Origin of the sequence: Streptomyces venezuelae ATCC 10712 (assembly GCF_008639165.1) — a bacterium.
Lineage (GTDB): Bacteria > Actinomycetota > Actinomycetes > Streptomycetales > Streptomycetaceae > Streptomyces > Streptomyces venezuelae.
On the sequence record NZ_CP029197.1, the window covers coordinates 5,911,406 to 5,931,234 of the forward strand.

19 protein-coding genes are annotated in these 19,829 nt (G+C 74.1%); 13 read left to right on the plus strand and 6 right to left on the minus strand.

What is annotated here, in order from left to right; genetic code table 11:
- Window positions 1-153 precede the first annotated feature (153 nt).
- From DEJ43_RS27370 to hemL, 8 genes are read left to right on the plus strand one after another with little or no spacing between them, the layout of a single operon-like run.
- Window positions 154-927 (plus strand): maleate cis-trans isomerase family protein, encoded by a 774-nt coding sequence (locus DEJ43_RS27370; RefSeq protein WP_015036631.1) that lies wholly within the window; start codon window positions 154-156, stop codon window positions 925-927.
- Window positions 924-2,219, plus strand: coding sequence for an FAD-dependent oxidoreductase (locus DEJ43_RS27375; RefSeq protein ID WP_015036632.1), 1,296 nt, complete (start codon window positions 924-926; stop codon window positions 2,217-2,219). The genes DEJ43_RS27370 and DEJ43_RS27375 overlap by 4 nt, the downstream gene beginning before the upstream one ends.
- Window positions 2,188-2,988, plus strand: coding sequence for an aspartate/glutamate racemase family protein (locus DEJ43_RS27380; protein WP_015036633.1), 801 nt, complete (start codon window positions 2,188-2,190; stop codon window positions 2,986-2,988). Before DEJ43_RS27375 ends, DEJ43_RS27380 begins: the two co-directional genes overlap by 32 nt.
- Before the next feature lie 8 nt (window positions 2,989-2,996).
- A complete protein-coding gene (locus DEJ43_RS37570) occupies window positions 2,997-3,152 on the plus strand; it encodes a hypothetical protein (protein ID WP_158506269.1) in 156 nt (51 codons plus the stop codon).
- Window positions 3,149-4,168, plus strand: a complete 1,020-nt coding sequence (hemB, locus tag DEJ43_RS27385) for a porphobilinogen synthase (protein WP_015036634.1) — start codon at window positions 3,149-3,151, stop codon at window positions 4,166-4,168. The genes DEJ43_RS37570 and hemB overlap by 4 nt, the downstream gene beginning before the upstream one ends.
- Before the next feature lie 4 nt (window positions 4,169-4,172).
- Window positions 4,173-5,657 carry a glutamyl-tRNA reductase gene (gene hemA, locus DEJ43_RS27390; protein ID WP_015036635.1) on the plus strand — a complete coding sequence of 495 codons (1,485 nt, stop codon included), beginning with the start codon at window positions 4,173-4,175 and terminating at the stop codon, window positions 5,655-5,657.
- On the plus strand, window positions 5,654-7,798 hold the full coding sequence (locus tag DEJ43_RS27395; protein ID WP_015036636.1) for an acetate--CoA ligase family protein: 2,145 nt from the start codon (window positions 5,654-5,656) through the stop codon (window positions 7,796-7,798). The genes hemA and DEJ43_RS27395 overlap by 4 nt, the downstream gene beginning before the upstream one ends.
- Window positions 7,795-9,111: a glutamate-1-semialdehyde 2,1-aminomutase gene (gene hemL / locus DEJ43_RS27400; RefSeq protein WP_015036637.1), complete on the plus strand. Its 1,317-nt coding sequence runs from the start codon at window positions 7,795-7,797 to the stop codon at window positions 9,109-9,111. Before DEJ43_RS27395 ends, hemL begins: the two co-directional genes overlap by 4 nt.
- An 89-nt stretch (window positions 9,112-9,200) precedes the next feature.
- Here the strand turns inward: hemL and DEJ43_RS27405 are convergent, their stop codons facing one another.
- Window positions 9,201-9,617 (minus strand): organic hydroperoxide resistance protein, encoded by a 417-nt coding sequence (locus DEJ43_RS27405; RefSeq protein WP_015036638.1) that lies wholly within the window; start codon window positions 9,615-9,617, stop codon window positions 9,201-9,203.
- Window positions 9,618-9,768: 151 nt separating this feature from the next.
- On the opposite strand from DEJ43_RS27405, the gene DEJ43_RS27410 reads away from it, so the two are divergent.
- Window positions 9,769-10,857, plus strand: coding sequence for a CaiB/BaiF CoA transferase family protein (locus DEJ43_RS27410; protein WP_015036639.1), 1,089 nt, complete (start codon window positions 9,769-9,771; stop codon window positions 10,855-10,857).
- Between the two features lie 27 nt (window positions 10,858-10,884).
- Here DEJ43_RS27410 and DEJ43_RS27415 read toward each other — a convergent pair whose 3' ends face one another.
- The 3 genes from DEJ43_RS27415 to DEJ43_RS27425 form a co-directional block, all read right to left on the minus strand.
- The gene (locus DEJ43_RS27415) at window positions 10,885-11,529 is read right to left on the minus strand and encodes a response regulator transcription factor (RefSeq protein WP_041662950.1); all 645 of its coding nucleotides are present in this window, start codon (window positions 11,527-11,529) and stop codon (window positions 10,885-10,887) included.
- A complete protein-coding gene (locus DEJ43_RS27420; protein WP_015036641.1) occupies window positions 11,520-12,785 on the minus strand; it encodes a sensor histidine kinase in 1,266 nt (421 codons plus the stop codon). Before DEJ43_RS27420 ends, DEJ43_RS27415 begins: the two co-directional genes overlap by 10 nt.
- Before the next feature lie 113 nt (window positions 12,786-12,898).
- The gene (locus DEJ43_RS27425) at window positions 12,899-13,564 is read right to left on the minus strand and encodes a DedA family protein (RefSeq protein ID WP_015036642.1); all 666 of its coding nucleotides are present in this window, start codon (window positions 13,562-13,564) and stop codon (window positions 12,899-12,901) included.
- Between the two features lie 212 nt (window positions 13,565-13,776).
- Between DEJ43_RS27425 and miaB the strand changes: the two genes are divergently transcribed.
- A complete protein-coding gene (gene miaB, locus DEJ43_RS27430; RefSeq protein WP_015036643.1) occupies window positions 13,777-15,306 on the plus strand; it encodes a tRNA (N6-isopentenyl adenosine(37)-C2)-methylthiotransferase MiaB in 1,530 nt (509 codons plus the stop codon).
- A gap of 1,170 nt (window positions 15,307-16,476) precedes the next feature.
- Window positions 16,477-17,214, plus strand: coding sequence for a class III extradiol dioxygenase subunit B-like domain-containing protein (locus DEJ43_RS27435; protein WP_015036644.1), 738 nt, complete (start codon window positions 16,477-16,479; stop codon window positions 17,212-17,214).
- A 121-nt stretch (window positions 17,215-17,335) separates the two neighbouring features.
- Here DEJ43_RS27435 and DEJ43_RS27440 read toward each other — a convergent pair whose 3' ends face one another.
- The gene (locus tag DEJ43_RS27440; protein WP_071891540.1) at window positions 17,336-17,668 is read right to left on the minus strand and encodes an antitoxin; all 333 of its coding nucleotides are present in this window, start codon (window positions 17,666-17,668) and stop codon (window positions 17,336-17,338) included.
- 52 nt (window positions 17,669-17,720) lie between these two features.
- Complete coding sequence (locus DEJ43_RS37575; RefSeq protein ID WP_015036647.1) at window positions 17,721-18,104, minus strand: hypothetical protein; 384 nt, start codon at window positions 18,102-18,104, stop codon at window positions 17,721-17,723.
- A 139-nt stretch (window positions 18,105-18,243) separates the two neighbouring features.
- Here DEJ43_RS37575 and miaA point away from each other — a divergent pair, with 139 nt between their 5' ends.
- Both miaA and DEJ43_RS27460 read left to right on the plus strand, forming a co-directional pair.
- Window positions 18,244-19,182, plus strand: a complete 939-nt coding sequence (gene miaA / locus DEJ43_RS27455) for a tRNA (adenosine(37)-N6)-dimethylallyltransferase MiaA (protein ID WP_015036648.1) — start codon at window positions 18,244-18,246, stop codon at window positions 19,180-19,182.
- A gap of 108 nt (window positions 19,183-19,290) precedes the next feature.
- Window positions 19,291-19,803 carry a hypothetical protein gene (locus DEJ43_RS27460; protein ID WP_015036649.1) on the plus strand — a complete coding sequence of 171 codons (513 nt, stop codon included), beginning with the start codon at window positions 19,291-19,293 and terminating at the stop codon, window positions 19,801-19,803.
- Window positions 19,804-19,829: the final 26 nt, after the last annotated feature.

The following is a 19,829-nucleotide window of genomic DNA, read 5'->3' on the forward strand; positions in this document are numbered from 1 at the left end:
GAGGCGCCGCACCGTATTCACGGTGCGGCGCCTTTTCCTGCGTTCCGGGCGGCATGGGGAATCAGCCACGGGTGCGGAATCCCGTATCGATGTGCGGCCCGTTCCGCTCGTACGGTGATGTCAATGGCACCGGCGGATGGGAGAGACTCGTTCATGGCTCTGCATTCGGCGCCGAGACTCGGTGTGGTGGTTCCTTCGGGAAACGCCGCCGCCGAACCCGAGATCGGCAGCCTCGTCAGCCCCGCACTCAATGTCCACACCTCACGCTTCCCGGTCCTTCCCGGCAAAGACCTGCGCGGTCGGCTGGAGAAGTACAACGACGTCCTTCCCGACGTCCTGGGGAACTTCGGCGGACTGCGCCTCGACGCGGCCGTCGTCTCCTGCACCGGGTCCCACTACCTGCTGACCCCCGACGGCGACCGCGCCCTCTGCGCGGAGCTCTCCGAGCGCGTCGGAGCACCCGTACGGTCCGCGGCCCTGGCCATCCTCGACACGGCGCGCGCGGTGGGAGCCGACCGCCTCGTCCTGGTCTCGCCGTACGAGCCCTGGCTCACCGAACTCTCCCGGTCCTACTGGGAGTCGGCCGGACTCGCCGTCGACCGGGTGGTCAAGATCCGGGCCGGCGCCCGGTTCTCCCCGTACGACGTGACCACCGAGGAACTCGTCGCACAGGTACGCGAGGCCGAACTCCCCGACGAAGCCACCCTGTTGTTCACGGGAACCGGCATGTTCACCTTCGACGCACTGGCCGCCCTCGGGCGCGACGGCGACCGCACCCTGCTCACCTCCAACCTGGCGAGCGCCTGGTGGGCCCGGGACACCCTCGGCCTCCCCGCCGACGGCCCGGACGCGCACCCCTTGCTGCGGCGCCTCGCGCGGCGGACCGGGGCCGGCGCGCCGGCCCCCGCGACCGCGGCCCGGTCGTGAGCGGCGATACCGCCGGCCCCGCCCGGGCCGCCGCCCCGCACGCACCGGTCGCCGTCGTCGGCGCCGGGCCCGTGGGACTCACCGCCGCGCTCGTCCTCGCCCGGTCCGGCGTCCCGGTGACCCTCCTGGAATCCCGGCGGGAACTGGCCACCGAGTCCCGCGCCTCCACCTTCCACCCCGCCACCCTCGACCTCCTCGACGAGCTCGGCGTCGCCGCCGCGCTGCGCCGCCAGGGCCGTACCGTCGACCGCGTCCAGTGGCGCGACCTGGACGGCCGGGTGCACGCCGAGCTGGACTACTCCCTGCTCGCCGGACACACCGCCCACCCGTACCGGCTCCACGTCGAACAGGCCCGGCTCACCCCGCTGTTGCTCGCCGAACTGGCAGCGACCGGTCTCGCCGACGTACGGTTCGGGGCCACCGTCGTCGGCGCCGAGGACACCGGCGACGGAGTGCGGCTGCGCACCGAGGACGCGGCCGGGCGCGGCACCGTCACCCGGCACCCGTACGTCGTGGCCGCCGACGGGGCCCGCAGCCGGCTGCGGGCGCTCGCGGGGCTCCCCGGCACGGCCGAGGAGTACCCGGACTACGCGCTCCGCGTGGTCACCGGGACGCCGCTCGACGAGCTGCTCCCCGGGCTCGCCCCGCTCGCCTACGTCCGGGATCCGCGGGCCTCGTTCAGCGCCCTCGGGATGCCCGACCACTGGCGGCTGATCTTCCGGATCCCGCGCGGCGTGGCCCGCGAGGAGGTGCTCGCGCCCGGGGCCGTACGGGCCAGGATCGAGCGGGCCCTGCCGGGCGCCGCCGGGCGGGCCGTGCGCGTCGACGACGCGCACACCTACCGCCTCGCGCGGTTCCTGCTGCCCCGCTACCGGGCGGGGCGAGTGCTGTTCGCCGGGGACGCGGCCCATCTGACGTCCACCGCCGGCGGCATGAACATGAACTGCGGGCTGCACGACGCCGTGGAGACGGGCCGGGCCCTCGCCGCCGTACTCCGGGAAGGCGGCTCGGGCGGCACCCGGCCCGGCAGCACGCTCGACGCGGCTCTCGACGCGGCCCTCGAACGGCGCCGCTCGGTCGTCGAGACGGCGGTCATCCCGCGCAGCGAGGCCCGGACGGCCGGACTGGACAGTGCCGCCGAACTCCCGGCCCGGCTGGACGCGTTGCGGCGCACCGCCGCCGACCCCGCGGCAGCCACCGACTACCTGCTCAAGGCATCACTTCTCGACGTCGCACCACGACCACTGAAGGGTGACGCACATGCGGATCTGGTTCCACAAGCACACCGTTGAAGGACGTCTGCCGCTGCTCGACCAGTGGTACCGGGAGCACCTGGACGCGATAGCCGCCCCCGGCACCACCGTCGACATCAAGACCCTGCCCGCCGACACGTACCCCGATCGCACGCCCTTCGGGCTCGTCGGCCACCACTCCGCCCAGGTGCTGTTCAGCCGGCACTTCTCCGAGTCCGCGCTCGTCGCGGAACGCGAGGGCTACGACGCCTGGGTGATCGCGGCAGGCCAGGACCCCGGCCTCCGCGACGCCCGGCACCTCGCCTCGATCCCCACCCTGGGATACGGCGAGACGGCCTTCTTCCTCTCGGCGCTCACCGGCCAGCGCTTCGGCGTCCTCGGCTTCATGCCGCCCCTGGAGGAGCCGATCCGGGCCAACATCCGCCAGTACCGGCTGGAGGCCTCCCTCAGCTCGTACGAGGTCGTCCCCGGCGGCTGGGACTCCGTGCACCGCTCCCTGGAAGGGGACTTCGACGAGTTCGTCGAGGTGTACTCGGCGGCCGCCGAACGCGCCGCGAAGGCCGGGGCCGAGGTCATCATCCCCGCCGAGGGCATCCCCAACGAGATCCTGTGGCACCTCGGCATCCACGAACTCCACGGGCTGCCCGTCATCGATCCGGCCGGCCTGGCCGTCAAGCTCGCCGAGACCCTCGTCCGGCTCGGGGAGCTGAAGCTCTTCCAGCGCAGCGGACACGGCTACTGGTTCAGCCGGCCCGACGAGCCCGTCGCCAAGCACCTGGAGAAGGTGTTCCTCGGCGAGGCCCTCTAGGAGATGCCGTGTCCGCCGCCCTGTGCGCCCCCGCCGCCCGCCGCGCCCGCCGCGTCCGCGCCGTCCCGCACGGCCCCGTCGCCCGCCGCGTCCGCGCCGCCCCGTTCCGCCACCCGCAACCGCGCCCGCACGCCGCCACGCCCTCGAAGGAGTCACGCCCATGACGTACGACGCCTACGGCCGCAACACCGCGGCCACCGACCCCGCCGCCCCCTACTACCGCCCGCGCCGGCTCCGCCGCACCCCCGCGCTGCGCCGCTTCGCCGCCGAGACCCGGGTCGGCCCCGCCAACCTCGTCCAGCCCCTCTTCCTCCGCGAAGGCCTCACCGAGGCGCGCGAGATCCCCTCCATGCCCGGGGTCCTCCAGCACACCCGCGACACCCTCCGGAAGGCCGCCGCCGAGGCGGTCGCCAACGGCGTCGGCGGCCTCATCCTCTTCGGCATCCCGGAGCACAAGGACCCCACCGGCACCGGCGCGATCGACCCCGACGGCATCCTCCAGGTCGCCCTGCGCGACGTCGTCGCCGAGGTCGGCGACTCCACCGTGATCATCGGGGACATCAACCTCGACGAGTACACCGACCACGGCCACACCGGTGTCCTGGACGCCCACGGCGACGTCGACAACGACGCCAGCATCGAGCTGTACGCCCAGGCCGCCGTCGTCCAGGCCGACGCGGGAGCCCAGATCGTCGCCCCCAGCGGCATGATGGACGGCCAGGTCCGCCGTATCCGGGAGGCGCTCGACCAGGCAGGACACCAGTCCGTCGCCATCCTCGGCTACTCCGCCAAGTACGCCTCGCACTTCTACGGCCCCTTCCGCGACGCCGTCGAGTCCACCCTGCGCGGCGACCGCAAGGGCTACCAGCAGTTCCCCGGCAACATCCGCGAATCCCTCCTGGAGGTCTCGCTGGACGTCGCCGAGGGCGCCGACCTGGTGATGGTGAAGCCCGCGCTCGCCTACCTCGACATCGTCCGGCTCATCGCCGACCACGTGCAGGTGCCCGTCGCCGCCTACCAGGTCTCGGGCGAGTACTCGATGGTCGAGGCGGCCGCCGCCAAGGGCTGGATCGACCGCGACCAGGTCGTCCGCGAGAGCCTCGCGTCCATCCACCGCGCGGGCGCCACCCAGATCATCACCTACTGGGCCTCCGAGTTCGCCCAGACGCTGGACCGGTGACCCGGTGAGCCCGTCCTCCACCATGCTGGTCCTCGGCATCAGCCATGCCAGCGCCCCGCTCGACCTCCTGGAGAGACTCGCCGGCACCGACCGGCCCGCCGAGGACCTCGTCGCCGACGTGACCTCCGTCGACGGCATCGACGCCGCCGTCGTCGTCTCCACCTGCAACCGCCTGGAGATCTACGCCGAGACCCGGGGCGACGGAGCCGGACCCGGCGCCGCCGGCGAACTCACCGGTCTCGGCGAGCTGTTCGCCCAGCACACCGGCGTCGACCACGAGGAGATCGCCCCGCACCTCTACAGCCACCACGCCGACGGGGCCGTCCGCCACCTGTTCGCCGTGGCCTCCGGGCTCGAATCGGTCGTGGTCGGCGAGGACCAGATCCTCGGCCAGGTGAAGCTGGGCCTCGAACGCTCCCAGCGGCTCGACCGGACCGGCCGGGTCCTCGCCAAGGCCGTCCAGACCGCCCTCCGGGTCGGCAAGCGGGCCCGCAACGAGACCGGACTCAACGAGGCGGGCCGTTCCCTCGCCACCGCGGGACTCGGCTTCTTCGAGCGCCGGGTCGGCTCCCTGCACGGCAAGACCGCCCTGGTCATCGGCGCCGGAGCCTTCGCCGGTGTCGTCGTCGCCGCACTCCGCCGCTCCGGCCTCGACCGGGTGCACGTCGCCAACCGCACCCCGGAGAAGGCGCAGCGGCTCGCGGAGACCACCGGGGGAGTGGGGTACGACCTGGCGGACGTGCCCCGGCTGCTCACCGAGGTGGACGTGGTCGTCGGCGCCACCGCCGCCACCGGCCACCTCGTCACCGCCGGGCAGGTCGAGCAGGCGCTCGCCGCCCGCGACGGCCGGGAGCTGTTCCTGCTCGACCTCTCGCTGCCGCACAACATCGCGCCCGCCGCGGCCGCCCTGCCCGGCGTCACCTTCGTCGACCTGCGGCGGATCGCGGAGGAGGGCCAGGAGGACGAGATCTCCGCGGCCAGCGTCCAGGCCGCGCACGAGCTGATCGACGCGGAGGTCGAGCAGTTCCGCACCGGGTTGCGGCTGGCCGGCGCCACACCGGTCCTCACCGCGCTCCGGACCGCCGCGACCGAGGCCGCCCAGGTCGAACTCGACCGGCTGGCGCGCCGGTTGGAAGGCGTCGACGGCACGGTACGGCGGGAGATCGACCGCAGCGTACGGCGCATCGTCGACAAGGCTCTGCACCAGCCGACGGTCCTGGTGCGGGAGCTGGCGGCCGACCCGGACGGCGCCCGGCACATCGCCGCCTTCACCCGCCTCTTCGCGGCCGCGGAGGCCGAGGGCGGCGCCGGGAGCAGCACCCCGAACGGACCGAATCCCCCGAGCGCGCAGAACGACCCGCACGCGAAGAGCGACCCGAACGCGAAGAGCGACCCGCACGCGAACAGCGACCCGAACGCACAGAACGACCCGCACGCGAAGAACGACCCGAACGCACAGAACGAGACGAAGATCGAGGCCATCGCATGAGTGACATCTCGGCTCTCTGGGAAGCCGAATCCATCGCCGTCATCGGCGCCAGCGAGCGCCCCGGCGCGCTGGGCCGCAAGCCGCTCGACTACCTCCTGCGGTACGGCTACAAGGGCCGCATCCTGCCGGTCAACCCGCGCTCCCCGGAGATCCTCGGAGTCCCCGCGTACCCCAGCGTGAAGGACGCCCCGGGCCCCGTCGACCTGGCCCTCATCATGGTCTCCGCCGAGCGGGTCCTCGGGGCCGTCGACGACTGCGTGGCCGCCGGCGTCAAGCTCGCCGTCATCGCCTCCTCCGGCTTCGCCGAGACCGGCGAGGAGGGCGCCCGCCTCCAGGCGGAGGTGGTCGCCAAGGCCCGCGCCGGAGGCCTGCGGATCATCGGCCCGAACTGCATCGGCGCCGTCGGGTACGAGAACCGCGTCCTCGCCACCTTCAGCCCCCTCTTCGGCGCCGAGTCCGTGCCCTTCGAGCCCGGCACCCTCGCCTTCGTCAGCCAGAGCGGCGCCCTCGGATTCGGCGCCGCCAGCCTCGCCCTGGAGCGGGGCCTGCGCCCCGGCTGGGTCGTCAGCACCGGCAACGACGCCGACGTCACCGCCCTCGAAGTCCTCCGCGAACTCGCCACCGTCCCCGACGTCACCGGGCTCCTCGGCTACCTGGAGGACACCCCGGACATCGACACCCTCCGCGCCCTGGCCGGCTCCGGCAAGCCGGTCGCCCTGCTCAAGTCGGGCCGTACGGAAGCGGGCGGCCGGGCCGCCGCCTCGCACACCGGCGCCCTCGCCACCGACGACCGGGTCCTCGACGCGGCGCTGCGCGGCCTCGGCATCGTCCGGGTCGACGACATCGACGAACTCCTCGACGTGGCACGGGTCTTCGAGTCCGAGCGCCGGCCCGCCGGGAACCGCGTGGCGGTCGTCACCACCTCCGGCGGCTCCGGCATCCTCGCCGCCGACGCCGTCGAGGCCCACGGCCTCCAGCTCAGCACCCTGGAGCCGCGCAGCAAGGAGGCGCTCGCCGAGATCGTCCCCGCCTTCGGCGCCATCGACAACCCCGTCGACATCACGGCCACCGTCCTCAGCGACCCCTCGCTGTTCGACCGCTCGCTCGACGTCCTGATCGCCGACGACACGGTCGACATCATCGTCGCCGCCTTCTGCGTGATGGCCGGACCCGATGTCGAGAAGGCCGTCAACGCCCTCTCCCGCGCCGCCGCGAAGGGCGGAAAGCCCATCCTCGTCGCCCGTACCGGAGCAGACTTCCTCGCCCCGGACGCCCCGCGCGACCTGCGCGAGGCGGGCCTCCCCGAATATCCGACGCCCGCCCGCGCCCTGCGCGCCGCCGCCGCCCTCTGGGAGGTCAGCCGCCCCCGTACCCTGCCGGACGCCCCGCGCCCCGGGACCGTGCCCGGCCCCGGCTCCCAGGCCACCGAGCCCGAGCTGAAGCGGCTCCTCGCCGAAGCCGGGATCGCCGTCCCGAAGGGCCGGATCGCCGAGAGCGCCGAGGACGCGGTCCGCGCCGTGACCGAGGTCGGCGGTACGGCGGTGCTCAAGGCCGTCGTACCGGGCCTGCTCCACAAGACGGAGGCCGGGGGAGTGGAGATCGGCGTCACGACCGCCGGCGCGCCCGCGGCCCACGCCCGGCTCGCCGCCCTCGGCGGGCAGGTGCTCGTCGAGGAACTGGTCGGCGAGGGAGTCGAGTTGATCGTCGGCGTCCACACCACCGACCTGGGTCCGGTGCTCACCGCCGGGCTCGGTGGGATCTTCACGGAGGTCCTGGACGACGTCGGCCACCGGCTCCTGCCGCTGGCCCCGGGCGAGGGCGCCGAGCTCCTCGCCGGGCTGCGCGGCGCGAAGGTACTCGCCGGGGCGCGCGGCCGGGCCGCGGTGGACGTCGCTGCCGCCGCGGAACTCCTGCACAAGGTAGCGGAGTTGGCGCAGGACTGGCCCGCAGGCTACGCCCTGGACCTCAACCCGGTCCGCGTCCTGCCGAAGGGCGCCGTCGTCCTCGACGCGGCCCTCGGCATCGAGACCGCGACGGGCGCCGAGACCGCGCCCGGTGCCGAAACCGCGCCCGGTGGCGACGCCGCCTCCGGCGTCGAAACCGCCTCCGGCGTCGCCGCCACCGAAGGGGCCGCGCGATGAGCGGCGTGGGAACCGGCGGCGGAGGAACCGCAAGCAAGGCGCTCTTCGAGCGGGCCCGCGAGGTCACCCCCGGCGGCGTCAACTCCCCGGTGCGCGCCTTCGGGGCCGTCGGCGGCACCCCGCCCTTCATGGCCTCGGCCCAGGGCCCGTACCTCACCGACGCCGACGGCAACGAGTACGTCGACCTGATCTGCTCCTGGGGCCCGATGATCCTCGGCCACCGGCACCCGGCCGTCGTCGAGGCGGTCACCGGGGCCCTGGCGCTCGGCACCTCCTTCGGCGCGCCGTCCACCGGGGAGGTCGAGCTCGCGGAGGAGATCGTCGACCGGGTCGACCCGGTCGAGCAGGTCCGCCTCGTCAGCTCCGGCACCGAGGCGACGATGTCGGCGATCCGCCTCGCCCGCGGCTTCACCGGGCGCGGCAAGATCGTGAAGTTCGCCGGCTGCTACCACGGCCACGTGGACGCCCTGCTCGCCTCGGCCGGCTCCGGCCTCGCCACCTTCGCCCTCCCCGACACCCCGGGCGTCACCGGCGCGCAGGCGAGCGACACGATCGTCCTGCCGTACAACGACCTCGCCGCGGTCGAGAAGGTCTTCGCGGAGATCGGCGACGAGATCGCCGCCGTGATCACGGAGGCCGCGCCCGGGAACATGGGCGCCGTCCCGCCGCTGCCCGGCTTCAACGCGGGCCTGAAGGACGTCACCTCCCGCCACGGGGCGCTCTTCATCTCCGACGAGGTGATGACCGGCTTCCGGGCCAGCCGCTCCGGCTGGTACGGCCGGGACGGCGTCGCGCCCGACCTGCTGACCTTCGGCAAGGTCATGGGCGGCGGCTTCCCCGCGGCGGCCTTCGGCGGCCGCGCGGACGTCATGGCCCACCTGGCCCCGGCCGGGCCCGTGTACCAGGCGGGCACCCTCTCGGGGAACCCGGTCGCCACCGCCGCCGGCCTCGCGACCCTCCGGCACAGCACCCCCGAGGTGTACGAGCGGCTCGACGAGGTCTCGGCCACCCTCGGCCGTGAGGTCTCGGCCGCCCTGACCAAGGAGGGCGTGGCGCACCGGGTCCAGTACTCCGGCACCATGTTCTCGGTCTTCTTCACCGAGGACGAGGTGACCGACTTCGACGGGGTGCGCGCCACCGAGTCGTACCGCTATTCGCCGTTCTTCCACGAGCTCCTGCGCCGGGGCGTCTATCTGCCGCCCTCGCCCTTCGAGGCCTGGTTCGTCTCGGCCGCGCACGACGACCGGGCGGTCGGCCGGGTGGTCGAGGCGCTCCCGGCGGCGGCAGCGGCAGCGGCGTCCGTGAAGCCCTGACGCCGGGGCCGTACACGAGAAAAAGGGAAAGCCCCCGTGGTGTGACCACGGGGGCTTTCCCTCGCCCTCTTCACGCTCTTCACGTCGTATTAGGGGGCGAGGTCCACCCGCACCTCGACATTCCCCCGGACCGCCTTCGAATACGGGCAGCGCCCGTGCGCCGCCTCGGCGAGCCGACGGGCCTCGGACTCTTCGATTCCGGGCAGTTCGACGGTGAGGACGACCGACAGCCGGAAACCGCTCTCCTCCTTGTGCAGGGCCACCTCGGCGACGACCGTGTCGTCCGCCAGCGCGACCTTGGCCTCGCGTGCCGAGACCCGGAGCGCACTATGGAAGCAGGCGGCGTAACCGGCGGCGAAGAGCTGCTCGGGATTGGTGGCGGTACCGGACCCGCCGACGGCCTTGGGGCTCGACAGCGGCAGGTCGAGCAGTCCGTCGGACGAGCGCACGGCGCCGTTGCGCCCGTCTCCGGTGGAGATGACCTCGGCGGTGTAGACGACGGCCATTTCGTCATGCCTTTCGACTTCGGGAAAGGGGAATTCCCCCAGTCTCGGACCCCGCCGAATTCCGCACGCTACGGATGTCCGCAGTCCCTTCCCGCCGTGCCCCGCATAGCGTGGAACGCACCACAGGCCGTCGGAGAAAAGGGAGTTGGCCATGGCGGGACCGCTGACCGGAGTGCGCGTACTGGAATTCGCGGGCTCGGCACCGACGGCGTTCGTCGGAACCGTCCTCTCGGGACTCGGGGCCGATGTCGTACGCGTCGACCGGGCGCCCGGCGCGGCTCCGGACCCCGGCGCCCGTCCCGCCGAGAACCCGCTCTCCCGCGGCCGCCGCTCCGTCGCCCTCGACCTCAAGACCCCGGCCGGCGTCGAGCAGGCCCTCGCTCTGGCCGAGCACGCGGACATCCTGGTCGAGGGCTTCCGCCCCGGCGTCGCCGAGCGGCTCGGCATCGGCCCGGACGCGGCCCGGGCCCGCAACCCGCGCCTGGTCTACGGGCGGGTCAGCGGCTGGGGCCAGCAGGGGGAGTGGGCCGGACGCGCCGCCCACGACCTGGCGGTCCTCGCCCTCACCGGCGCCCTGGACACCGACCCGGCCACCGGGGACCCGGTGCTGCCCCCGACCGCGTACCTCTCCAGCTTCGCCGGCGGCGCGAGCGTCCACGTCCAGGCGCTCCTCGCGGCCCTCCACGAGCGGGAGCGCTCCGGACTCGGCCAGGTCGTCGACACCGCCCTCGCGGACGGCGCCGCCCTGATCTCCACCCTGATCCATCAGTGGCGCGAGGTCCCCGGCAATCACACCGTCACCGACGCCCCGCACTACTCGCTGTACCGCGCCGCCGACGGCCGGCACCTGGCGGTCGCCGCCATCGAGCCGAAGCTCTACCAGAACCTCCTGGAGCAGCTGGGCCTCGCGGACACCGACGACCTCCCCGACCGTACGGACCCGGCCGACTGGCCCGCGCTGCGCGCCCTGATCGCCGACCGCTTCGCGAGCCGTGACCGGGACCACTGGGCCAAGGTCTTCGACGCCGTCGACGCCGGCGTGGCCCCGGTCCTCACGGCCGCGGAGGCGGCCGGCCACCACCAACTCGCCGCCCGCGGCGCCTTCGTGACCGTCGGCGACAGCACCGTCCCCCAGCCCGCCCCACCGTCCCGCTTCGACCGCACCCCCGCCGTTCCCCCGAGCCGCGCCCCGCTCCCCGGCGAGCACACGGACGAGGTGCTCGCCGAGTGGCGCCACTGAACCCGCGCCGGCTCCCGTGAGCCGGCGCTACGCCTCCAGATAGCGCAGCACCGCGAGGATCCGGCGGCTGTAGCCGGTCGCGCGGGTCAGCTCCAGCTTGTCGAAGACGGCGTTGAGGTTCTTCTCGACCGAACTCAGCGAGAGGTGCAGCTTCGCCGCGATCGCCGTGTTCGTGTGCCCCTGCGCGAGCGCTTCGAGCACCGTGCGCTCCCGGGGCGTCAGCCGTGCCAACGGGTCCCCGTGCGTGGTGCGGACCACCAGCTGCCGTACGACCTCCGGGTCGATCGCCGCGCCGCCCGCGTGGATCCGCTCCAGCGCGTCAAGGAACTCCTCGACCTGGGCCACCCGGTCCTTCAGGAGATAGCCGACCCTCTCCGCACCGGCCGCCAGGAGCGCGGCCGCGTACGGGCGTTCGACGTACTGCGACAGGACGAGCACCCCCACACCGGGCCACCGCCGCCGGATCTCGACGGCCGCCCGCAGCCCCTCGTCCGTGTGCGTCGGAGGCATCCGGATGTCGACGACGACGAGGTCGGGCCGCTGCTCCCCGACCTCCCGGACCAGCGTCACGGCGTCGCCCAGCGCCGCCAGGACCTCATGGCCCTCCTCGGCCAGCAGCCGGACCAGGCCCTCGCGCAGCAGGGTCGAGTCCTCGGCAAGGATCACGCGCACGGCAGCTCCGCGGTGACGGTGGTCGGTCCCCCGAGGGGGCTGTGGACGCGCAGCACGCCGTCGAGCGCGGCCACCCGGCTGCGCAGCCCGGTCAGCCCGCCGCCGTTCTCGTTCGCTCCGCCCGAACCGTCGTCCTCGACCCGGACGGTGAGCAGCGCCCCTTCCCGCGCCACGCTCACCGAGACGGCCGAGGCGGCGGAGTGCTTGGCGGCGTTCGTCACGCACTCGGACACCACGAAGTAGGCGGCCGTCTCCACCGCCCGGGGCAGCGGGCCGGCCACCTCGAAGCGGAGCCGCAGCGGAAGGGCGCACCGCTCGGCGACCCCGCCGAGCGCCTCTTCGAGCCCGAGGCTGTCGAGCGCCGACGGGTACGCCCGCCAGGCCACCTCGCGCAGTTCCGCCAGCACCCCCTGCGACTCCTCGTGCGCCTGGAGCAGCAGCGCGCCGGCCCGCTCGGGATCGCGGCCCCGGCGCGCCCGCCCGATCAGCATGCCCAGTGCCACCAAGCGCTGCTGCACCCCGTCGTGCAGATCGCGCTCGATGCGCCGCCGCTCGGCGTCCACCGCCTCGACGACGGCGGCCCGGCTCGCGGCGAGCTCCTCGATACGCCGCCGCAACAGCTCCCGCTCGGACGGGCCGAAACACTCGCGCGCGGTACGGGCGTCGAGGGCGGCCAGCGCGTACAGGCCCTGGACGTCGAGGAAGAGGAGCACGCCGCCGAGCAGCACCTGGGTGAGGAGCTCGTCCCAGCCGATGGTGCCCCGGAGCACGCCGTACCCCAGGATTCCGGCGAGGACCGCACCGAAGACGAGGAGCCCGAGGACGAGGGCGCAGAGCAGGCCCGCGTAGCTGCGGACCGCGAGGTAGCGCAGGACCTTCCGGTCGGCGGCCCGGTAGTGCTCGGGGAAGACGTCGCCGAAGAAGACGGAACGCCGGGCCCGTTCGAGGGCGGCCAGCCGGCGGACGCCGCCCGTCAGCAGGTCCAGGGCGCCGGCGCGGGTGCGCGGCCAGAGCAGGAAGGGGCCGAGGGCGAGGCCGCCGACGAGGAAGTGGAGGGCGCCGGCCGCCGCGGTCACGCAGCCGAGGACGGTCCCGAGTCCACGCCGGAGCCGGGGGAGTCCGCGCTGGGGCCGGGGCAGTCCGCGCCGGAGCCGAAGCAGTCCGCGCCGGAGCCGGGGGAGTCCGCGCCGGAGCCGGGGCAGATCGCCCGCGGCGACACCGCCCCCGCCGGTCGCACCGCTGTCGTCCCCTCGCATCGGGCCCGAGGCTAGTGCGCCCGTACGGCCCCGGCAAGATCGTCCGGGCCGTACCGGAAGCAGGGGCGTACCGCTCGCGGCAGCCGTTCCGCCGGGGCGTCGGGAGCCGTACGTCACGAGGTGCGGCGGTGCTGGGCGCCCCGGCCGCGACCGCGCAGCCGTACCGCCACGTACGCCGCGCAGGCGACGCCGACCAGGGCGACCACGGCCTTCGACAGGACGCCGACGTAGCTCTCCACGACGTCCCACCGGTCGCCCAGCGCGTACCCCGCCACCACGAGGACGCTGTTCCAGACGAGGCTGCCGAGCGTGGTGAGCATGATGAACCGCGGCATCGGCATCCGCTCCACCCCCGCCGGCACCGAGATCAGGCTGCGGAAGATGGGCACCATCCGGCCGAGGAAGACGGCCTTGCCGCCGTGCCGGGCGAACCACTCCTCCGTACGGACCAGGTCCGAGGCCTTCACCAGCGGCAGCCTCCCCCAGATCGCGTGCATCCGCTCCCGGCCGAAGAGCGCCCCGATCCAGTAGAGCGCCACCGCGCCGGCCACCGAACCGAGCGTCGTCCAGAACAGCGCCGAGGTCAGGCTGAGCACCCCCTGACCGGCGGCGAAGCCGGTCAGCGGCAGGATGATCTCGCTGGGCAACGGCGGGAAGAGGTTCTCCAGGGCGATGGCGAGACCGGCTCCCGGCCCGCCCATCGTGTCGACGAGACCGGCGGCCCAGCCGGCGATGCCGTCGGCGGGCTGCTGGGCGAGCGCCATGGTCGTGAGGTTCATGAGAGGACTCCAGCCGGTGGTCACATCGGGGCGGGGCAGGCGTGCCCCGCTCTTCTCCTCGAACCTAGAAAGCGCAGCTCAGCGCCGGTATGAGGATTTCCGTCCGGCCCGATGCGGTTTTCCGCACGTCCCACCCTGCGGAAAACCGCAGGGTCGGCAGGCCGCCCCCGGCCCGGGCGGAGGCCCTCCCCGGACCGCCTACCCTTGGAGCCATGACGAGCAGCAGCGACCGGAGCACCGCAGTGAGCGTTGACGGCACCAAGACCTATGAGATCCGCACCTACGGGTGCCAGATGAACGTCCACGACTCCGAGCGGCTCTCCGGTCTGCTGGAGGAGGCGGGTTACGTCAAGGCCCCCAAGGGCTCCGACGGGGACGCCGACGTCGTCGTCTTCAACACCTGCGCGGTCCGCGAGAACGCCGACAACAAGCTGTACGGCAACCTCGGCCGGCTCGCCCCCATGAAGACCACCCGCCCCGGCATGCAGATCGCCGTCGGCGGCTGCCTCGCGCAGAAGGACCGCGAGACGATCGTCTCCAAGGCGCCCTGGGTCGACGTGGTCTTCGGCACCCACAACATCGGCAAGCTGCCCGTCCTCCTGGAGCGCGCCCGCGTGCAGGAGGAGGCGCAGATCGAGATCGCCGAGTCGCTCGAAGCCTTCCCCTCGACGCTGCCGACCCGCCGCGAGTCCGCGTACGCCGCCTGGGTCTCGATCTCCGTCGGCTGCAACAACACCTGCACCTTCTGCATCGTCCCCGCGCTGCGCGGCAAGGAGGAGGACCGCCGTCCCGGCGACATCCTCGCCGAGATCGAGGCGCTCGTCGCCGAGGGCGTCTCCGAGATCACCCTGCTCGGCCAGAACGTGAACGCGTACGGCTCCGACCTCGGTGACCGCGAGGCCTTCTCCAAGCTGCTGCGCGCCTGCGGGCAGATCGAGGGCCTGGAGCGGGTCCGCTTCACCTCCCCGCACCCCCGCGACTTCACCGACGACGTGATCGCCGCGATGGCCGAGACGCCGAACGTGATGCCGCAGCTGCACATGCCGCTGCAGTCCGGCTCGGACTCCATCCTGCGGGCGATGCGCCGCTCGTACCGGCAGGAGCGTTTCCTCGGGATCATCGAGAAGGTCCGCGCGGCCATCCCGCACGCGGCCATCTCCACCGACATCATCGTGGGCTTCCCCGGCGAGACCGAGGAGGACTTCGAGCAGACCATGCACACCGTCCGCGAGGCCCGCTTCGCGAACGCCTTCACCTTCCAGTACTCCAAGCGCCCCGGCACCCCCGCAGCCGACATGGAGGGACAGATCCCCAAGGAGGTCGTGCAGGAGCGCTACATGCGGCTCGTCGCCCTCCAGGAGGAGATCTCCTGGGAGGAGAACAAGAAGCAGGTCGGCCGCACCCTTGAGGTCATGGTCGCCGAGGGCGAGGGCCGCAAGGACGGCGCCACGGACCGCCTCTCGGGCCGCGCCCCCGACAACCGGCTCGTCCACTTCACCAAGCCCGACGAGGACGTCCGCCCCGGTGACGTGGTGACCGTCGAGATCACCTACGCGGCCCCGCACCACCTGCTCGCCGAGGGCCCGGTCGCATCGGTGCGACGCACCCGCGCAGGCGACGCCTGGCAGAAGCGCACCACGCCCGCCCTTACGAAGCCGACCGGCGTCCTCCTGGGCCTCCCGACCATCGGCGCCCCGGCCCCCCTCCCGCCAGCGGAGGCCCCGGCCTGCGGCAGCCACTGATCCGCGCAAGCCGGCGCTGAAGGCTTGCCGCCCGGGCCTCGGAGGTCGGCTGCTGGGGCACGGCGGCCGCCGGGCTCGGGCGGCCGAGGGTTCGCGTCGTGAGTTCGCGGCACGGGCGGCCGCCACCGGCCTGCGGCCGCGTAGGCCAAGGGCCTGCGCCGTGGGTTCGTGGCACGGGCGGCCGCCACCAGCCTGCGGCCGCGTAGGCCAAGGGCCTGCGTCGTGAGTCGGCGGCTCGGGCCCGCGCCACCGGCGGCCACCCACCCCCGGCCTGCGGCGGCGTCAGCCGACGGCCCGCGCCGTGAGTTCGTGGCGCGGGCTCGCGCCACTGGCCTGTGGCCGCCTCGGGCCTGCGGCTGCGTCGGCCGAGTGCCAGCGCCGGGAGTTCGCGGCACGGGCCGCGCCACTGGCCTGTGGCCGGCGCCGGCCTGCGGCCCGCGCCGTGAGTCCGCGACACGGGCTCACGCCACCGGCTTGCGGCCGCGTCGGCCGACGACCCGCGCCACTGGCCTGTAACCGCTCCCGGCCTGCGGCCGTGTCGGCCGAGGGCCTGCGCCGTGGGTTCGGGGCGCGGGCGGCCACCCCCGGCCTGCGGCCGCGTCGGCGGACGCCTGCGTTGCGAGTCGGCGGCTCGGGCCCGTGCCACTGGCCTGTGGCCGCTTCCCGCCTGCGGCCGCGTCGGCCGTGGGCCTGCGCCGCGAGTTCGCGGCAAGGGCCGCGCCACCGGTCGCCATCCCCAGCCTGCGGCCGCGTCGGCCGATGGCCTGCGTCGTGAGTTCGTGGCGCGGGCTCGCGCCACTGGCCTGTGGCCGCCTCGGGCCTGCGGCTGCGTCGTCCGAGGGCCAGCGCCGGGAGTTCGCGGCACGGACCCGCGCCACTGGCCTGTGGCCCTCGCCGGCCTGCGGCCCGCGCCGTGAGTCCGCGACACGGGCTCACGCCACCGGCGGCCACTCCCGGCCTGCGGCCGCGTCGGCCGTCGGCCCGCTGCGTGAGTTCGCGGCTCGGGCTCGCGCCACCGGGGCCACCAGCGGCCCGCGGCCCCGGTGGCTTGAAGGCCGCGCCATCGGCCCGCGGGGCCCCCGCCGCCCGCCCCGCCCCCCGGCGGCCCGTCGTCGACCCGCGTACCGGGGAGCCCGGCCCCCCGACGGCGGGCGCAGTAGGCTGCGGATCATGCTTGTCGCCGCAGCCGTCTGTCCCAGTCCGCCGCTCCTCGTGCCCGAGGTCGCGACCGGCGCCGCCCCCGAGCTGGACGCCGCGCGGGCGGCCTGCCTGGACGCCGTCGGGCTGCTCGCTGCGGCCCGCCCCGACCGGCTGTACGTCGTGGGGCCGGCGCCCGAGGGCGCCCACGGTGTCTATCCCGCCGGTTCGGCCGGCTCCTTCGAGGGATTCGGCGTCGACCTCTCCGTACGGCTCGGCGACGACGCCTCGAAGGACGAACGCCCCGACGGGCGCCCCGCGGAGGACCGGCCGCTCCCGGCGTCCCTCGCGGTCGCCGCATGGCTGCTCGGCCGCGCCGCCTGGGCCGACGCCCCGATCGAGGGCCTCGGCGTCGACGGGGCGGCGACGCCCGACGTCTGCGCGGGCCTCGGCCGGGGCCTCGCCGAGGCCGCCGACCGCGTCGCCCTCCTGGTCATGGGCGACGGCAGCGCCTGCCGGACCGTGAAGGCCCCCGGCTACCTGGACGAACGGGCCGAGGGCTTCGACGCGGCGGCCGCCCGCGCGCTGGGCACGGCCGACGCGGCCGCGCTGCTCGCCCTGGACCCGGAGCTCGCGTTCGAGCTGAAGGTGGCGGGGCGCGCCCCGTGGCAGGTCCTCGCGGGCGCGGCCGAGGGTGCGGGACTCGACGGCCGACTGCTCTTCGAGGACGCCCCGTACGGCGTGGGGTACTTCGTCGCGGCCTGGTCCTGAGCGCACGAGACACCGGATCGACAGACCGACGGACCGACGGACCGAGAACGGCGGACGGCCGCGGAGCGTGATGCTCCGCGGCCGTCCGCCGTGCGGAGGGACTGCCGGGTGACGCCGGACGTCAGACGGTCGGCGGCGGAGTCGTACCACCGCTCCCCGGGGTGCCGGTGCCAGGCGCACCGGTGCCGGGCGTGCCGGTGCCCGGCGTGCCGCTCCCCGGCGTGCCGGTGCCGGGCGTGCCGTCGTCCTTGTGACCGATCCGGTCCAGCGCGTCCTTCGCCTTGTCCGTACCGGAATGGATCTTGTCGCTGTACTTGCCCTTGGTCTTCTCGTCGACCAGCCTCGCGGCCTTGTCGATGCCGTGGTCGATCTTGTCCCCGTGCTGCTGCGCGAGGTCGGCCACCTTGTCCTTGGCCGGGGCGAGCTTTGCCTTCAGCGAATCCAGGAGACCCATGGGGCACCTTCCCTCCGCGAACCCCGGAGGGTCCGTGTCCGTGTGCTGCTGCCTACGTGCGGGCGCCTTCGCCCGCCTCGTTGTCCGCGGCGGCGTCGGCCGACTGCTGCTTCGGGATCTCCACGGTCTCCGTGGCGACCGCTCCGGCCACCGCCTCGTCCGTGTCGACCGCGTCGACGCCGTCCGCTTCCTCGTCCTCCACACCGTCAACGCTCGGGGCCCCGGCCGTGCTCCCGGTCGGCTCCGCCGCCCCGTCGCCGTCGGCCACCTCGGCCGCCGCCGCGGACTCGGTCACGGCCTCCGGGGCGTCCGCCGCGGCCTCGCCGTCGCCCTCGGCCGGAACGGCGTCCGGAGCGACGGCCCCGGTCTCCTCCGCAGAGGCCGTGGCCGCGACCGCATCCTTCTTCTTCCGGCGAAACACTGCAAAAACGCCCATATTCACTCCATAGCGTACTCGGATGGGAGGGATTCCGTAGCGATCGACGGCCGGAACCTCGCAACAGGCAACGAAGCCGGATGAGCCCCGTCACGTAGCTCATTCGGGGACGGGCCCGGAGGTTTGCGAGACTGGGACAGTGAGAAGCGCAGCTCCCGCCCCGCGGGTCATCGCCGTCGTCGGCCCCACGGCAGCCGGAAAGTCCGATCTGGGTGTATTCCTGGCCCAGCAGCTCGGGGGCGAGGTCGTCAACGCGGACTCGATGCAGCTCTACCGGGGGATGGACATCGGGACCGCCAAACTGACGCCGGAGGAGCGCGGCGGCGTCCCCCATCACCTCCTCGACATCTGGGACGTGACGGAGGCCGCCAGCGTCGCCGAGTACCAGCGGCTCGCCCGCGCCGAGATCGACCGGCTGCTCGCGGCGGGCCGCACCCCCGTCCTCGTGGGCGGCTCCGGCCTGTACGTACGAGGGGCCGTCGACGCCCTCGAGTTCCCCGGCACCGACCCCGCCGTACGGGCCCGCCTGGAGGCCGAGCTCGAAGAGCGCGGCTCCGGTGTCCTGCACGCGCGCCTCACCGAGGCCGACCCCGAGGCGGCCCGCGCGATCCTGCCCAGCAACGGCCGCCGGATCGTCCGCGCCCTCGAGGTGATCGAGATCACCGGCAAGCCGTTCACCGCGAACCTGCCCGGTCCCGACTCCGTCTACGACACCGTGCAGATCGGTGTCGACGTCGCCCGCCCCGAGCTCGACGAGCGCATCGCCACCCGGGTGGACCGGATGTGGGAGGCGGGCCTCGTCGACGAGGTGCGCACCCTTGAGGCCCAGGGCCTGCGCGAGGGGCGCACGGCGGCCCGGGCCCTCGGCTACCAGCAGGTCCTCGCGGCGCTCGCGGGGGAGTGCACGGAGGACGAGGCGCGCGCCGAGACGGTACGCGCCACCAAGCGCTTCGCCCGGCGCCAGGACTCGTGGTTCCGCCGCGACCCGCGCGTCCACTGGCTGAGCGGAGCCGTCGATCACCGGGGGGAACTCCCGGGAGAGGCGCTCGCGTTGGTCGAACGAGCGGTTACAGCCTGATCACGTGATGGCATCGGGACGCACTGCCCGTCATTTCGGCGGTCAGGAGCGTGCCATCATCGAGCATCGATCGACCAAGTGATGTCCGAGTGGGGAGGGCGCGTGGCGATGGAGGCCGGCCCTCGCGACAGAGAACAGCACGAATCGGCGCTCGGTGACCCGACGGGTGACACACCCGGAGGTCCGGGCGGACCGACCCGCGACGACCTTCCGGTCGCCACCCCGGGGCTGACCCCGGACGGCCCCGACGACGCGGTGGGCACCGCCGTCGAGGTGGACGCCGACGAGGTCGAGGTCGAACTCCGTCCCCAGCGACGGCTGCGGATCTGGCAGCTCGCCCCGATCGTCGGGCTCGCGGCCGTCGGCTCGCTGATGTTCGCCTTCCCGCTCGCCTTCGGCTCGGGGGACGGCGGCGCCGTCCTCGCCATGCTGGGGCTGCTGATCAGCTTCTGCGCGGCGGGCTGGGGCATGATGGCCGCCCGCAAGGTCGGCTACACGTGGCCGGGTCTCCCGCAGCGGGGCTCGGGCGAGCGCCCGAACTGGCGGTACCTCGCGCTGTACATGACAACGATCGCAGCCCTGGTGGCCCTCGCGGTCTGGCGCGTCGCCCGCCTGCGCTGACACCGGTTCCCACCGCCTCCTCGGGC